The organism is Azospirillum oryzae, assembly GCF_008364795.1.
Taxonomy (GTDB): domain Bacteria; phylum Pseudomonadota; class Alphaproteobacteria; order Azospirillales; family Azospirillaceae; genus Azospirillum; species Azospirillum oryzae.
Genome location: NZ_VTTM01000001.1, coordinates 1,083,037 through 1,096,700, shown reverse-complemented (window position 1 = coordinate 1,096,700; position 13,664 = coordinate 1,083,037). Strand labels below are relative to the sequence as shown.

General features: G+C 69.0%; 16 protein-coding genes. 13 read left to right on the top strand and 3 right to left on the bottom strand.

The features are described from left to right. Positions 1 to 30 precede the first annotated feature (30 nt). Positions 31 to 555: a CreA family protein gene (locus FZ938_RS05220; protein ID WP_149197535.1), complete on the top strand. Its 525-nt coding sequence runs from the start codon at positions 31 to 33 to the stop codon at positions 553 to 555. Between the two features lie 49 nt (positions 556 to 604). Here the strand turns inward: FZ938_RS05220 and FZ938_RS05215 are convergent, their stop codons facing one another. Further along, a complete protein-coding gene (locus FZ938_RS05215) occupies positions 605 to 1,558 on the bottom strand; it encodes a M14 family metallopeptidase (protein ID WP_149197534.1) in 954 nt (317 codons plus the stop codon). Between the two features lie 283 nt (positions 1,559 to 1,841). On the opposite strand from FZ938_RS05215, the gene FZ938_RS05210 reads away from it, so the two are divergent. Next, positions 1,842 to 2,708 (top strand): N-formylglutamate amidohydrolase, encoded by an 867-nt coding sequence (locus FZ938_RS05210; protein ID WP_149197533.1) that lies wholly within the window; start codon positions 1,842 to 1,844, stop codon positions 2,706 to 2,708. A gap of 65 nt (positions 2,709 to 2,773) precedes the next feature. On the opposite strand, the gene FZ938_RS05205 is transcribed toward FZ938_RS05210, so the two are convergent. Then, the gene (locus FZ938_RS05205; protein WP_149197532.1) at positions 2,774 to 3,094 is read right to left on the bottom strand and encodes a DUF1476 domain-containing protein; all 321 of its coding nucleotides are present in this window, start codon (positions 3,092 to 3,094) and stop codon (positions 2,774 to 2,776) included. A 160-nt stretch (positions 3,095 to 3,254) separates the two neighbouring features. Here FZ938_RS05205 and FZ938_RS05200 point away from each other — a divergent pair, with 160 nt between their 5' ends. The 4 genes from FZ938_RS05200 to FZ938_RS05185 all read left to right on the top strand — a co-directional run bounded on the left by FZ938_RS05200 (position 3,255) and on the right by FZ938_RS05185 (position 5,905). Continuing rightward, on the top strand, positions 3,255 to 4,028 hold the full coding sequence (locus FZ938_RS05200; RefSeq protein ID WP_149197531.1) for an NRDE family protein: 774 nt from the start codon (positions 3,255 to 3,257) through the stop codon (positions 4,026 to 4,028). A 133-nt stretch (positions 4,029 to 4,161) separates the two neighbouring features. Then, positions 4,162 to 4,926 carry a phosphoribosylaminoimidazolesuccinocarboxamide synthase gene (purC, locus tag FZ938_RS05195; protein ID WP_042697247.1) on the top strand — a complete coding sequence of 255 codons (765 nt, stop codon included), beginning with the start codon at positions 4,162 to 4,164 and terminating at the stop codon, positions 4,924 to 4,926. Positions 4,927 to 4,981: 55 nt separating this feature from the next. Beyond that, positions 4,982 to 5,224, top strand: coding sequence for a phosphoribosylformylglycinamidine synthase subunit PurS (gene purS / locus FZ938_RS05190; protein WP_014246942.1), 243 nt, complete (start codon positions 4,982 to 4,984; stop codon positions 5,222 to 5,224). Between the two features lie 48 nt (positions 5,225 to 5,272). Next, a complete protein-coding gene (locus FZ938_RS05185; RefSeq protein WP_149197530.1) occupies positions 5,273 to 5,905 on the top strand; it encodes a DNA-3-methyladenine glycosylase family protein in 633 nt (210 codons plus the stop codon). 7 nt (positions 5,906 to 5,912) lie between these two features. On the opposite strand, the gene FZ938_RS05180 is transcribed toward FZ938_RS05185, so the two are convergent. Next, the gene (locus tag FZ938_RS05180) at positions 5,913 to 6,896 is read right to left on the bottom strand and encodes a diacylglycerol/lipid kinase family protein (protein WP_149197529.1); all 984 of its coding nucleotides are present in this window, start codon (positions 6,894 to 6,896) and stop codon (positions 5,913 to 5,915) included. A 220-nt stretch (positions 6,897 to 7,116) separates the two neighbouring features. On the opposite strand from FZ938_RS05180, the gene FZ938_RS05175 reads away from it, so the two are divergent. The 7 genes from FZ938_RS05175 to FZ938_RS05145 all read left to right on the top strand — a co-directional run bounded on the left by FZ938_RS05175 (position 7,117) and on the right by FZ938_RS05145 (position 13,658). Next, positions 7,117 to 7,938 (top strand): UDP-2,3-diacylglucosamine diphosphatase, encoded by an 822-nt coding sequence (locus FZ938_RS05175; RefSeq protein WP_149197528.1) that lies wholly within the window; start codon positions 7,117 to 7,119, stop codon positions 7,936 to 7,938. Next, positions 7,935 to 8,933, top strand: a complete 999-nt coding sequence (locus tag FZ938_RS05170; RefSeq protein WP_149197527.1) for a glycosyltransferase family 4 protein — start codon at positions 7,935 to 7,937, stop codon at positions 8,931 to 8,933. Before FZ938_RS05175 ends, FZ938_RS05170 begins: the two co-directional genes overlap by 4 nt. Positions 8,934 to 9,018: 85 nt before the next feature. Next, positions 9,019 to 9,642, top strand: coding sequence for a LysE family translocator (locus FZ938_RS05165; protein ID WP_149197526.1), 624 nt, complete (start codon positions 9,019 to 9,021; stop codon positions 9,640 to 9,642). A gap of 138 nt (positions 9,643 to 9,780) precedes the next feature. Further along, positions 9,781 to 11,067, top strand: a complete 1,287-nt coding sequence (locus FZ938_RS05160; protein ID WP_149197525.1) for a 3-deoxy-D-manno-octulosonic acid transferase — start codon at positions 9,781 to 9,783, stop codon at positions 11,065 to 11,067. 14 nt (positions 11,068 to 11,081) lie between these two features. Next, the gene (gene lpxK, locus FZ938_RS05155; RefSeq protein WP_149197524.1) at positions 11,082 to 12,080 is read left to right on the top strand and encodes a tetraacyldisaccharide 4'-kinase; all 999 of its coding nucleotides are present in this window, start codon (positions 11,082 to 11,084) and stop codon (positions 12,078 to 12,080) included. After that, positions 12,064 to 12,960 (top strand): LpxL/LpxP family acyltransferase, encoded by an 897-nt coding sequence (locus FZ938_RS05150; protein WP_149197523.1) that lies wholly within the window; start codon positions 12,064 to 12,066, stop codon positions 12,958 to 12,960. Before lpxK ends, FZ938_RS05150 begins: the two co-directional genes overlap by 17 nt. Next, positions 12,927 to 13,658, top strand: a complete 732-nt coding sequence (locus tag FZ938_RS05145; RefSeq protein WP_246457526.1) for a LysE family translocator — start codon at positions 12,927 to 12,929, stop codon at positions 13,656 to 13,658. The genes FZ938_RS05150 and FZ938_RS05145 overlap by 34 nt, the downstream gene beginning before the upstream one ends. The last annotated feature ends 6 nt before the right edge of the window (positions 13,659 to 13,664 follow it).

Here is a 13,664-nt window from a genome sequence, read left to right as displayed (position 1 = left end):
CCGCCCGTCCTTGCCGGAGACCCGATCGAGATGCGCAGCCCGTTTCCCCTGATGAACGCTTCCGCCGGCCTTTTGGTTCTGGGCCTGCTGACCGCCGCGCTCCCGCTGCGCACAGCGGCGGCCGACGAGGTGGTCGGCCGCTTCTCCAACGACTGGACCGGCAACGGGTTGGAGATCCAGGCGATCGAGGATCCCAAGGTGAAGGGAATCACCTGCCATCTGGTCGATTTCGACCGCAGCCTGATCGACCGGCTGAGCAAGGGCAACTGGTTCGAGGACCCGTCCAACGCCTCCATCGCCTGCCGTCAGACCGGCCCGGTGACCGTCGGCGACATCGAGTTGTCGCAGAAGGGGGAGGAGGTCTTCTCCGAACGGAAGAGCCTGATTTTCAAGTCGATCGCCATTCGCCGCATCTACGACCGGCCGAACGACACGCTGGTTTATGTGGTGTACAGCCGACAGGTGAAGGACGCCTCGGCCAAGACCTCGATCTCCACCGTGCCGCTGTTCGCCGCGAATGCGACCTGGACGAAGGGCAAGCCGGCGGCGAAGTGAGGGGGCGGGCGCTCACCCCGTCCGCACTCCCATTCGTTAGCCCCACCGCTTAGCCGACGATCCGCCCCAGCCGCACCGCCGTCTGGCCGGCTTTCACCCGGCGGGCGGGCATGATGAGGACGCAGTCGTCATAGGGCGTCAGGATCGCGCGCCCGTCGTCCCAGCCGATGACGGTGCCGGCGCGGCCGATCACCTCCATGCCGACGAAGGGGGCGGTGAAGCGGAACCGCTCGCTGGACGCGGTGACGGCGTCGGTGACCTCGACCACCCGCTGCGGATCGGCGCGCGGGCGCAGGCGGGGGCCGTTCAGTGGCGGATCGATCATCTCCAGTCCGAGAAGCAGGCGCAGGCAGCTTTCCAGCGCGACCGTCGCGGTCTCGGTCCGCCAATGCTGGCCGCATTCGACCAGGATGGCGGTGTGTGACCCCTCCGGCTCGGCGAAGCTGCCGTAATCGATCAGCCGCTTGCCCCCGGCATGGCCGCCGTCCGCCACCACCCAGGCCGGATAGCCGAGGCCGAGCGCAAGGTCGCGCCCGCGCGTGGTCCGGCCGCACAGGGTCAGCGGCGCGGTGTCCGCCGTCATCGAATGCAGGTCGAGCAGCAGGTCCGCCGACTCGTAGACCGGTCGCAGGACACGGGCGCGCCGCAGTTCCACGCTGTCGCGCCGGCCGTCCAGATGCTCCGGCGACCACAGCCGGTTGAAATCCTCGTCCAGATAGCGCGAGGCATAGGGGTTCTGGCGGTCGAAGGTGGCGTAGGCGGCGGTGTTGGCGAAGACGAAGGTCAGCCGTCCGCGCGTCGGCCGCAGACCCATCCGCAGCAGCGCATCCAGGGCGATGGCGCCGCACAGCTCGTTGCCGTGGACGAGCGCGTTCAGCACCACATGCGGCCCCGGCTCTGCCGCCGACAGGCTGGTGACGTGGTCGATGCCGGTGTTGCCGCGCCGGTGGGGCGCGATGTCCGGCGGGGAGAGTTCGACGGGGGCGAAGAGCGGGTCGGTCAAGCGGCAAGCTCGCCAGCGGTGGGCGCTCCAATCAGTATGACGAACCAAGCGAGTCCGCGCCAGTGCGGGCCAGTTGGGTAGGGCGGTTTTTTTGGCTGATGCGTGTGGTGCGATGTTGCGGCGGCATGGCAGGATCATGACGAATTGCCGTCGACTGAGGCTTGACGCATGGGTTATAGGATTGTCTGGCTTGATAAGGTCGGCGGTTGAACTTGCGGCAATTTAACTGGCGGGAATCGAACTTGCCGATGTCTCCATCGGGGCGTCTGGCCGGGGCCGGTCGATGAGCTTCGTGATCGATGACGTTCTTGTCCGCAACGACCCGGTCGGCCGGCGCCTTCCGGTGCTGTTCGATTCGCCGCACAGCGGCAGCCTCTATCCCGCCGATTTCCGGGTGATCTGTCCGCATCCCCTGCTGCGCCAGGGTGAGGACACCCATGTGGAGGAGCTGTTCGCCACGGCGCCCGACCATGGCGCCACCCTGCTGTGCGCGCTGTTTCCCCGCACCTGCATCGACGTGAACCGCGCCGTCGACGACATCGACCCGGCGCTGATCGACGGCGACTGGCCGGCGCCGCTGCGGCCGACGCCGCGCAGCACGCTGGGCATGGGGCTGATCCGCAGCATGCTGCGGCCGGGCGTGCCGCTCTATGACGGGAAGCTGCCGGCGTCGGTGGTTGCCGACCGCATCGACCGCTATTACCGGCCCTACCACGCCCAGATGCGGCTCGCGCTGGATGGTCTGGCGGAGCGGTTCGGCGCGGTGTGGCACGTCAACTGCCATTCCATGCCGTCCTCGTTGCGGCCGGACGGGCGCGACCCGCTGGCGGTGGATTTCGTCATCGGCGACCGCGACGGCACCACCAGCGAGCCGGGATTCGTCCGGCTGGTGGCGGAGACCCTGCGCGGCTTCGGGCATCCGGTGGCGATCAACGATCCCTATAAGGGGGTGGAACTGCTGGCGCGCTACGGCGATCCGGCGCGCGGCCGTCATTCGATCCAGCTGGAGATCAACCGCCGCCTCTACATGAACGAGGAGACGCTGGAACGCCACGACGGCTTCGCCCGGCTGAAGGGCGAGATCGACACGCTGATCCGCCGCATCGCCGATTATGCGGGCCAGCGTGTCCTGCACCGCGCGGCGGAGTAGGCGGCCCGCCGCAACGGCGTGTGGCGGCGGGTCCGCGAGGACCGCGACAAAGGCGGCCTTGCTATTCAGGCCCGATGGATCTGCTCGCGCGCGACGTCCAGGAAATGCGCCATCTGCTTTTCCACCCGGTGATCGGAGATGTCGACTCCGCGGGCGTGCAGGTCGGAGCACAGCTTGTCCCGGATGTCGTGCGGTCCGAGGGTGGCTATGTCGGTGTCCACGATCTGGCGGGCATAGGCCTCGGCCTCCGCTCCGGACAGCCCCATCAGGTCGGCGGCCCACTCGCCGGCCAGCCGATCGCGCCGGGCGCGGATGCGGAAGAGCAGGTCCTCGTCGTGCTGAAACTTGTTCTCGAAGGCCTTTTCGCGGTCGTCGAAGGTCGTCATGGGGACCCAGGCTCCTTATTGGTTTCGCTCCCGTTTACAATGATTATATAGCCCGGAAGCGGTTGTCGTCACTGCCCCGCCGCATCGCAGCCGCGGATATTCTGCAGAGTTTCCTCGGGCGGCGGGATACCCTTGGGCACCACAAAAGACAAGGCATCGCATGTGCAGCGTGATCCTCCTGCGGCGACCCGACGCAACCTGGCCGCTGGTCGTCGCCGGAAACCGTGACGAGATGACGGGACGCCCCTGGCTTCCGCCCGCCCGCCATTGGCCCGACCGGCCGAATGTGGTCGCCGGACTGGACGAGCTGGCCGGCGGCTCCTGGATGGGTCTGAACGACGAGGGTGTGGTGGCGGTCATCCTCAACCGCTTCGGCACGCTGGGGCCGGAGGCCGGCAAGCGGTCGCGCGGCGAACTGGTGCTGGACGCGCTGGACCATGCCGACGCCGCCGATGCCGCGCGCAGCTTCGCCGATCTCGACATCCGTGCCTATCGCCCATTCAATCTGGTGATCGCCGACAACCGCGACGCCTATCTGGTCGTCCACCGCGGCGCCAACCCGCGCCACCGGCCGGAGGTGTCGTCGATCCCCGCCGGCGTCCACATGCTGACCGCCTTCGAACTGGACGACCCGCAGGACCCGCGCACCGCCTTCTACCGCCCGCTGTTCGAGCATGCGGTGCCTCCGACAACCGACACCCCCGACGCGGAGTCCTTCGCCTGGGGCGGCTGGCCGGAGTTGATGGGCAGCCGCATCTGGGAGGGCACGCCGGACGAGCGCGGCGCCATGGACTTCCTGCTGCCGAGCGGCTTCGGCACCTCGTCCAGTTCCCTGCTGGCGGTGCCGCGGGTGGAAAGGCCCGACCTGAACCCGATCTGGCACTTCGCCCCCGGCCGCCCGCATGCGGTGGACTATGCGCCGGTGGAGCTGTGAGGAGGCGACCGCACAATCCTGCCCTCCCGCCCCCGTCGTTGTGTTCGTGCACCCGGCTTGCTATATCACTCTGGCACATTCCTGGGCCGGCAAGCTCGCTTGACCGGTCCTTACGTATTTGGACGATCATGCGATGACACGACGCCGGCGCATCTACGAAGGCAAGGCCAAGGTACTCTTCGAAGGGCCGGAGCCGGGCACCCTGGTGCAGTACTTCAAGGACGACGCCACCGCCTTCAACAACCAGAAGAAGGGCGTCATCACCGGCAAGGGGGTGCTGAACAACCGCATCTCCGAGTATCTGATGAGCCGGCTGTCCGAGATCGGCGTGCCCACGCACTTCATGCGCCGCCTGAACATGCGCGAGCAGCTTGTGCGCGAGGTCGAGATCATCCCGATCGAGGTCGTCGTCCGCAATGTCGCCGCCGGCAGCCTGTCGCGCCGCTTCGGCATTCCCGAAGGCACGCCGCTGCCGCGGTCGATCATCGAGTATTACTACAAGTCGGACGAGCTGAACGACCCGATGGTCTCGGAGGAGCACATCACCGCCTTCGGCTGGGCGGCTCCGCAGGATCTCGACGACATGGTCGCGCTGTCGCTCCGCGTGAATGACTATCTGTCCGGCCTCTTCCTCGGCATCGGGCTCAAGCTGGTGGATTTCAAGCTGGAATTCGGCCGGCTGTGGGAGAACGAGGAGATGCGGATCGTCCTGGCGGACGAGATCAGCCCCGACAATTGCCGCCTGTGGGACGTCAAGACCAACGAGAAGCTCGACAAGGACCGGTTCCGTCAGGATCTGGGCCGTGTCGAGGAGGCCTATCAGGAGGTCGCGCGGCGCCTCGGCATCCTGCCGGAAGGCGGGCCGAGCGACGTCAAGGGTCCCAAGACCATCCAGTGACCCCCCTACAGCAACCACCCCCTCCACCCAACACCGTAAAGCGAGCGGACATCCGATGAAGGCCAAGGTTCACGTCACCCTCAAGCGCGGCGTTCTCGACCCCCAGGGCAAGGCCATCGCGCACGCGCTGCACACGCTGGGCTTCGACGGCGTCGAGGACGTCCGCGCCGGCAAGGTGATCGAGCTGCAGCTCAAGAGCACCGACGAGGCGACCGCCCGCAAGGAGGTCGAGGCGATGTGCAGCAAGCTGCTCGCCAACACCGTGATCGAGGACTACGCCATCGAGCTGGTGGCCTGATCCACCGGCAGCCTTGATTGAGCGTTTTTTTGGAGTGGAGCGCGGCCGATGAGCGTTGAACATCTGGCTGCGCTCGACCCCATCTTTGCCGAATGCCTGCGCGTCGGCGGCCCGGTGATCCGCGATTTCACCCGTCCGACCGGCTTCGTCGGCCTGCTGCGCATGGTGATGGAGCAGCAGCTCTCCACCAAGGTGGCGCTGGCCTTGTGGGCCAAGCTGCAGGACCGGCTGGGCGGCGTGGTTACGCCCGACACCATCCTGGCGCTGGACGACGAAAGCTTGCGCGCTTGCGGCTTCTCCCGCCAGAAGATCGGCTATGCCCGCGGCCTCGCCGAGGCGGTGGCGAGCGGCCGGCTCGATTTCGACATCATCCATGACCTGTCCGACGAGGAGGCGATTGCCCAGCTCGTCGCGCTGAAGGGCATCGGCCGCTGGAGTGCCGAGGTCTATCTGATGACCACGCTCGACCGGCCGGACATCTGGCCGATCGGCGATCTGGCGATCCAGCTTGGCGTTCAGCGGCTGAAGGGCTGGGCCGACAAGCCGACGGCGAAGCAGCTGATCGAGGTGGCGGAGCCGTGGCGGCCCCACCGCTCGCTGGCGGCGCGGCTGGTCTGGCACCATTACGTCGCGTTGCAGGAGCAGGCGAGGGCGGCGAGGGGCCTGCCACCCTCACGGTGATTGGCTCTCATCCCGCCAGCACCGGCAACCGCCACCCCGCCAGCGTGATCTCGACAGGCAGCCGCGCCAGCACGTCGCCGTCGCCCTGCACCGCGTCGGCGAACAGCCCGTCGCCCGCCGGTCCTTCGATCCGCACCCGCTTCGCCGTCACCACGCGATACTCCGGAAAGCGGGCCAGCCGTCCGGCGGTGACGCCCCAGACATAGCGCAGCGCGTTCAGCCGCCCGCCGCGCGGGAACAGGCAGACATGCAGCTCCGGTTCCGTCAGCCGCGCATCCGGCGCGCAGATGAACCGGCCGCCGTAGAAATGCCCCTTGGCGACGATCACAGAGGCCACCTCCTGCGGATCGTCCCAGCCGTCGCCCTCGTCCAGCGTCACGCGATAGCGGTGGTCCGGCCGCGTCGCCAGCTGCACCAGCGTTTCCGCCACATAGGCGCCTTTGCCGATCAGCCGCTTCACCCGTGGGTCGACCCGCTCCACCACCCGCGCGTCCAGCCCGACCCCGGCCATCAACGAGAACACCCTCCCGTTCGCGAGCGCCGGCCAGATCATCGTCCGCCGCCCGCCGGCGATCGCCGCGGCGATGCGCTCCGGGGCCATCGTCAGGCCCAGCTCGGCGGCCAGCACGTTGGCGGTGCCCATCGGCACGATGCCGAGCGGGAGCGACCGGCCCGCGTCGGCATGGACCGCCAGCCCGTTGATGACCTCGTTGATGGTGCCGTCGCCGCCGGCCGCCACCACCGCATCGATGTCGGCGGGATCGGCCTCGCGGGCGAAGGCCTCGGCATCGCCGCGCTTGCCCGTCGGCCTGACGGCGACGCTCACCCCGCGCGCCTCCAGCCGGGAGACCACCGCGCACAGCCGCCGCGCCCGCCGCCCGCCGGCCGTCGGGTTGTGGATCACCAGCAGCCGTCGCACCTCGATCGCCGCGCCCTCGCCATCGCCGGCGCCAGCCGCCGGGCTCTCGTCCATCAGCACCGTGTCGCGCACCGATTCGCTCTCCCTGACCGGCGCGTGAGGCGCCTTCTGTTGCAGAACCGTGAAGAATTAACGGCGGTTCCGTTTCAATAAAAATGAAGAATGATGACGGTAGGCAAAATATCCGTGACGAATAGGTGCGGGTGTTCCAAATCATTGTCAAGGTATGCCGCTTTCCTTTATACGGCAGTTGTCTTGATGGCCACCGGCCATGGCGACGACGGAGCGGAAGATGGACGCCGTCCCAGCGGTCAAGCGCTACCGCAGCATTTGGATATCCGACGTTCATCTTGGAACGCGCGGCTGTCAGGCGGAGCTGCTTCTCGATTTCCTGAAACACACCGAATCGGATCACCTGTTCCTGGTCGGCGACATCGTCGACGGCTGGCGGCTGAAGAAAAGCTGGTACTGGCCGCAGGCGCACAATGACGTGGTGCAGAAGATCATGCGCCGCGCCCGCAAGGGTGTGGAGGTCTATTACATCCCCGGCAACCATGACGAGGCGGCGCGCGATTATGTCGGGCTGCAGTTCGGCGGGGTGCATGTGGTGGACGAATGGGTCCACACCACCGCCGACGGCCGGCGCCTGCTGATCACCCACGGCGACAAGTTCGACGCGGTGGTGCGCTACGCCAAGTGGCTGGCCCTGCTGGGCGACCACGCCTATGTCACGCTGCTGCACGTCAACACGCTGTTCAACTGGGTCCGGCGCAAGCTGGGCTTCAGCTACTGGTCGCTGTCGGCCTATCTGAAGCACAAGGCCAAGACCGCGGTCGAGTTCATCGGCAAATACGAAGAGGCCCTGGGCGAGGAAGCCCGCCGCCGCAAGGTCGACGGGGTCGTCTGCGGCCACATCCACACCGCCGAGATGCGCGATATCGAAGGAATCCTCTATTGCAACGACGGCGATTGGGTCGAGTCCTGTACCGCCTTGGTCGAGCACGACAGCGGCGCGCTGGAGATCATCCACTGGACGGAGGTCATGGCGCAGCGGCTGCCGGCCCCTGGTCCCAGTGCGGGCAAGGTCACGGCGAAGGAACGGGAAGCGGCGTGAACATCCTGATCGTCAGCGACGCCTGGCACCCGCAGGTGAACGGCGTCGTGCGCACCATCGGCACCGTGCGCGATGAGCTGGAGGCGATGGGGCACAGCGTCGAGGTGATCGGCCCCGACCGCTTCCGCACCCTGCCGATGCCGACATACCCGGAAATCCGGCTGGCGCTAGGGGCGAAGCGGCGGCTGTGGGCGATGATCGAGGGCATGCGGCCCGACTGCATCCACATCGCCACCGAAGGGCCGCTGGGATTCGCCGCGCGATCCTATTGCCTGAAGCATGGCAAGCCCTTCACCACCGCCTACCACACGCGCTTTCCCGAATATGTGCGCGACCGCGCGCCGATCCCGCTGGCCTTGTCCTATGCGGTGGTCCGCCGGTTCCACAAGCCGTCCTCGGCGGTGATGGTGGCAACCCAGACCATCGAGGACGCGTTGACGCACCGCGGCTTCGCCAACATCCGCCGCTGGACCCGCGGCGTCGATACCGAGCTGTTCCGGCCCCGCGACAAGGGCTTCCTCGATCTGCCGCGCCCGGTGTCGATGTATGTCGGCCGCGTCGCGGTGGAAAAGAACCTGGAGGATTTCCTGCGCCTCGACCTGCCCGGCACCAAGGTGGTGGTCGGCGACGGCCCGGCGCGGGAGGAGTTGCAGCGCAAATACCCCGGCGTCCACTGGGTCGGCGCCAAGCATGGCGAGGATCTGGCGAAGCATTACGCGGCGGCCGACGTCTTCGTATTCCCGTCGCGCACAGACACCTTCGGGTTGGTCCTGCTGGAGGCGCTGGCGTCCGGCGTGCCGGTGGCGGCCTATCCGGTGCCGGGACCGCTGGACGTGGTCGACGGCTCCGGTGCCGGCTGCCTGGACGAGGATCTGAAGCGGGCGGTGGAAGGCGCGCTGGCGATCCCGGCGCAGACCTGCCGGGACTATGCGCTGGGCTATTCCTGGCGCCGGTCGGCCGAACAGTTTTTGTCGAACCTACGGCCGTTTACGTGAAGGGGTGACAGCAATCCGCTTGGCGAAGGACGGGTGCCATGGTTCCATTTCGCCGGATCGCCACTCCGACGCGAGGTTCCCGACCATGACCCCCGAATTCCTCATCACCTCCCTGATCGTCGTCGCCTCGCCCGGAACCGGGGTGCTGCTCACGCTGGCGGCGGGGTTGTCGCATGGCGCGCGGGCCAGCGCGGTGACGGCCTTCGGCTGCACGCTGGGGATCGTGCCGCACATGGCGGCGGCGGTGCTGGGGTTGGCCGCCCTGCTGCACACCAGCGCGGTGGCGTTCCAGGGGCTGAAGATCCTGGGCGTGCTCTATCTGCTCTACATGGCCTGGGCGACGCTGAAGGAGCAGGGGGCGCTGAGCGTCGAGACGGACGAGACGGCGGACAGGACGAAGCGTTCAGCCGGGCGGATGATCCTGCGGGCGGTGCTGGTCAACGTGCTGAACCCGAAGCTGTCGATCTTCTTCCTGGCCTTCCTGCCTCAGTTCGTCAACGACGCCGACCCGCAGCCGCTCGCCCGCATGCTGGAACTCAGCGGCGTGTTCATGGCGCTGACCTTCGCGGTCTTCGTCGTCTACGGCCTGTTCGCCGCCGCGGTGCGCGATCAGGTGGTCTCCCGCCCGCGGGTGATGGCCTGGATGCGCCGCAGCTTCGCCGCCGCCTTCGCGGCGCTGGGCGCCAAGCTGGCGCTGGCGGAGCGGTAAGGAGGGACGCGGGTTCCACCGGCCCCTGTTACGGAATGGTTGCCGCGTGCTAAGGTGCCGCCGGGCGCGTCGCCGGTGTTCCGTATCAGGGGGACCGGCAACGCGCCCGTTGTCGTACGTCTCCTGTTTTGGGCCTCGATGCTGCAATCCCTCTACCGTGGCCTGACGACCGTCGCCGGGCCGGCGGTGCGCCTCTATCTCGACCGCCGCCGCGCTGCCGGCAAGGAGGACCCCGCCCGTCAGGCGGAGCGGTTCGGCATGGCCTCGCGCGCCCGGCCGGCCGGTCCTCTGGCCTGGATTCACGCGGCCAGCGTGGGGGAGGCGAATTCGGTCCTGGTGCTGGTCGGCCGGCTGCTGGACAGCGCGCCCGACCTGACCGTGCTGATGACCACGGGCACCGTCACCTCGGCCGAGCTGATGGGGCGGCGGCTGCCGGAGCGCGCCATCCATCAATATGTGCCGGTCGATCTGCCGGGTGCGGTCGACAGCTTCCTCGACCATTGGCGGCCCGACGCGGTGCTGTGGACCGAATCGGAGATCTGGCCGAACCTGCTGGCCGGCATCCGTGCCCGCTCGATCCCGGCCGCGCTGGTCAACGCCCGCATGTCCGAACGCAGCTTCTCGCGGTGGCGCAACGCGCCCGGCCTGATCGGCGGCCTGCTGTCCACCTTCCAGGTCACGCTGGCACAGACGGAGGGCGATGCGGAGCGACTGCGCCGGCTGGGGGCCTCCGGCGTCGCCAGCGTCGGCAACCTGAAATTCTCCGCCGAGCCGCCTCCCGCCGCGTCCGACGTGATGGAGCCGCTGCGGGCATCCCTGGCCGGCCGCCCCGTCTGGCTGCTCGCCAGCTCCCACCCGGGGGAGGACGAGATCGCCGCGGCGGTCCATGCCGCGCTGGCGCCGGCTCTGCCCGGCCTGCTGACCGTCATCGTGCCGCGCCATGCCCATCGCGGTGACGCCATCGCCGAGCTGATGCGGGCGCGCGGATTGACGGTTCTGCAGCGCACGGCCGGGCATCGGCTGCCGGGACCGGAGCATGCCGTCTACATCGCCGACACCATGGGCGAGCTGGGGTTGTTCTACCGTGCCGCGCCGGTGGTGTGCATGGGCGGCTCCTTCATTCCCCATGGCGGGCAGAACCCGGTGGAGCCGGCGCAGTTGGGCTGCGCGGTGCTCTACGGCCCGCACATGTTCAATTTCGGCGAGATCACCCACATGCTGGAGGCCGCCGGCGGCGCCCTGCCGGTCGCGGACGGCGATGCGCTGACCCGCGAGGCCCGGCGGCTGCTGACCGACGACCGGGCGCGCGAACGCATCGTCGCGGGGGCAGCGCGGGTGACGGCGGACAACCGGCGGATCATCGACCGGGCGTTGGGGGCGCTGTCCCCGGTGTTGGGCGCCGCCGGCATCCGAACCGCCGCCTGAGGGGACGCGGAGCCGTGAAGACCCCTGCCTTCTGGTATCGGCCGCCCGGCCTTGCCTCCACCCTGCTGGCGCCGCTGGGGGCGCTCTATGGGCTGGCTGGGCGGCGGCGCATCGCCGGAACGGTTCCGCGCCGGGTCGGCGTTCCGGTGGCCTGTGTCGGCAATCTGGTGGCGGGCGGCGCGGGCAAGACGCCGGTCGGGCTGGCGCTGATCGCGGCGCTGCAGGCCCGCGGGATCGCCGTCCATGCGCTGACCCGCGGCCATGGCGGTCGGGAGGCCGGTCCGCTGGCGGTCGACCCCGGCCGCCACGGTGCCGCCGATGTCGGCGACGAGGCTCTGCTGCTGGCGGGGGCGGCTCCCTGCTGGGTGGCGCACGACCGGCTGGCGGGCGCCGAGCGCGCGGTGGCCGCCGGGGCCGGGGCCATCGTCATGGATGACGGGTTCCAGAACCCGGCCCTGCATAAGGATCTGGCTCTGATCGTCGCCGACGGCGCGGTCGGTTTCGGCAACGGCCGCCTGGTGCCGGCCGGTCCGCTGCGCGAGCGGGTGGCCGACGGCCTCGCCCGCGCCGACGCGCTGGTGATCCTGGGCGAGGACCGCCACGGTCTGGCGGCGCTGGCCGGCGGGCGGCCGGTGCTGGCGGCGCGGCTGGAGCCCGAACCCGCAGCCGCCGCCCGGCTGGCCGGACGCGACGTCCTGGCCTTCGCCGGCATCGGCCGGCCGGAGAAGTTCTTCGCCACGCTGGAGGCGCTCGGCGCCCGCGTGGTCGGGCGGGTGTCCTTCGCCGATCACCACCCCTACCGTCCGGCCGAGGTGGCGGCCCTGATCGACCGCGCCGCGGCGCTGGGCGCCTTGCCCGTCACCACCGCCAAGGATGCCGTGCGCCTGCCGCAGAACCTGCGGGCGATGGTCGCCGTCCTGCCGGTGTCGGTGCGCTGGGCCGACGAGCGGGCGCTCTCCACGCTGCTGACGCATCTGTTGCAGAAAGGAAGCCCAGATGGCCAAGCCGCGTAGCCCGTTGCAGCGATGGCTGACGCGCCGCATCGGCTATCCGCTGGAGGCGGTGCTGGTCTACGGCGTCTGCGGGCTGTTCCGCGCGCTGTCGCTGGACCGCGCGTCGGCGCTCGGCGGCTGGATCGGACGGACGGCGGGCCCGTGGCTGCCCAACAGCGCCCGCGCGCGGCGCAACCTGACGCGGGCCTTCCCGGAGAAGGGCAGGGCGGAGATCGACGCGATCCTGCGCGGCATGTGGGACAATCTGGGCCGCACCATCGCCGAATACCCGCATCTGGAACAGATCGGCCGCGAGCGGGTGGAACTGGTCGGGATCGAGCATGTCGACGCACTGCGCGAGGACGGCAAGGCCGGCATCCTGGTCTCCGGCCATCTGGCGAACTGGGAGGTGCAGTCGGTCGTTGCCCGGTTGCTCGGGCTGGAGGTGGGCGTGGTCTATCGTGCGCCCAACAACCCGATCGTCGGCGACCTGCTGGTGAAGTTGCGCGGGGCGGCGACCGGCATGCAGATCCCCAAGGGGCCGGACGGTGCCAGGATCCTGCTGCGTCACCTGACCAAGGGCGGCCATGTCGGCATGCTGATCGACCAGAAGATGAACGACGGCATTCCCGTCCCCTTCTTCGGCCGCGACGCCATGACCGCGCCGGCCGCCGCCGTCCTCGGCATGAAGATGCAGTTGCCGCTGTGCCCGGCACGGACGGAACGGCTGGAGGGCGCGCATTTCCGCGTCACCGTCCTGCCGCCGGAGGAATACCCGACCAGCGGCGATCGCAATGCGGATGCGCGAATTGTGATGGAACGGCTGAACCGTCTGTTGGAGGATTGGATCCGCGACAAGCCGGCGCAATGGCTGTGGATCCACCGCCGCTGGCCGGATTGAACGCCCGCTCCACCGTCCTTCAAGGTTCGCCCGCGATGGCCCTGCCGCTCGACCTCCATCTGCTGCAACTCTATGTGGTCGCCGTCTGCGTCCTGGTTCTGGCGCCGGGACCGGACTCGCTTCTGGTGCTGACCCGCAGCATCGCCGACGGCCGGCAGGCCGGGGTGGTGGCGACGGTGGGCATCTGCGTCGGCAACACCGTCCATTCGCTGCTGGCCGCCGCCGGGATCTCCGCCCTCATCGCGGCGTCGGCATCGCTGTTCGATCTGCTGCGCTATGCCGGCGGTGCCTATCTGGCCTGGATCGGTTTGCGGTCGCTGTGGAGCGTCTGGACCAGCCGCGCCGCCGAGCCCGCGGTCGTGGTCGAGGCTCCGGCCCCGGCGCCTGCGGCCCGCGTCTTCGTCCAGGCGTTGCTGACCAACCTGCTGAACCCGAAGATCATCCTGTTCCAACTGGCCTTCGTGCCGCAGTTCATCGCCCCGCACTTGGGCCATGTGGCGCTGCAGACCTTCATCCTCGGCAACATCATCTCGGTGCTGGGCGGCGCCTATCTGGTCGGCATCGCCGCACTCAGCGCCGGGGCCGCGCGGCGGGTGCTGTCCAGCCCGCGGGTGCGGACGGTGATGGACGGCATCGCCGGCGTGCTGTTCCTCGGCTTCGCGGTGCGCCTGCTGTTGACCGACCGGAAGTTCGCCTGAAGGGTG

Coding starts and splice junctions, on each gene's coding strand:
- FZ938_RS05220 (WP_149197535.1), top strand. CDS start 31: ATGCGCAGCCCGTTTCCCCTGATGAACGCTTCCGCCGGCCTTTTGGTT.
- FZ938_RS05210 (WP_149197533.1), top strand. CDS start 1,842: ATGAGCTTCGTGATCGATGACGTTCTTGTCCGCAACGACCCGGTCGGC.
- FZ938_RS05205 (WP_149197532.1), bottom strand. CDS start 3,094: ATGACGACCTTCGACGACCGCGAAAAGGCCTTCGAGAACAAGTTTCAG.
- FZ938_RS05200 (WP_149197531.1), top strand. CDS start 3,255: ATGTGCAGCGTGATCCTCCTGCGGCGACCCGACGCAACCTGGCCGCTG.
- purC (WP_042697247.1), top strand. CDS start 4,162: ATGACACGACGCCGGCGCATCTACGAAGGCAAGGCCAAGGTACTCTTC.
- purS (WP_014246942.1), top strand. CDS start 4,982: ATGAAGGCCAAGGTTCACGTCACCCTCAAGCGCGGCGTTCTCGACCCC.
- FZ938_RS05185 (WP_149197530.1), top strand. CDS start 5,273: ATGAGCGTTGAACATCTGGCTGCGCTCGACCCCATCTTTGCCGAATGC.
- FZ938_RS05175 (WP_149197528.1), top strand. CDS start 7,117: ATGGACGCCGTCCCAGCGGTCAAGCGCTACCGCAGCATTTGGATATCC.
- FZ938_RS05165 (WP_149197526.1), top strand. CDS start 9,019: ATGACCCCCGAATTCCTCATCACCTCCCTGATCGTCGTCGCCTCGCCC.
- FZ938_RS05160 (WP_149197525.1), top strand. CDS start 9,781: ATGCTGCAATCCCTCTACCGTGGCCTGACGACCGTCGCCGGGCCGGCG.
- FZ938_RS05150 (WP_149197523.1), top strand. CDS start 12,064: ATGGCCAAGCCGCGTAGCCCGTTGCAGCGATGGCTGACGCGCCGCATC.
- FZ938_RS05145 (WP_246457526.1), top strand. CDS start 12,927: ATGGCTGTGGATCCACCGCCGCTGGCCGGATTGAACGCCCGCTCCACC.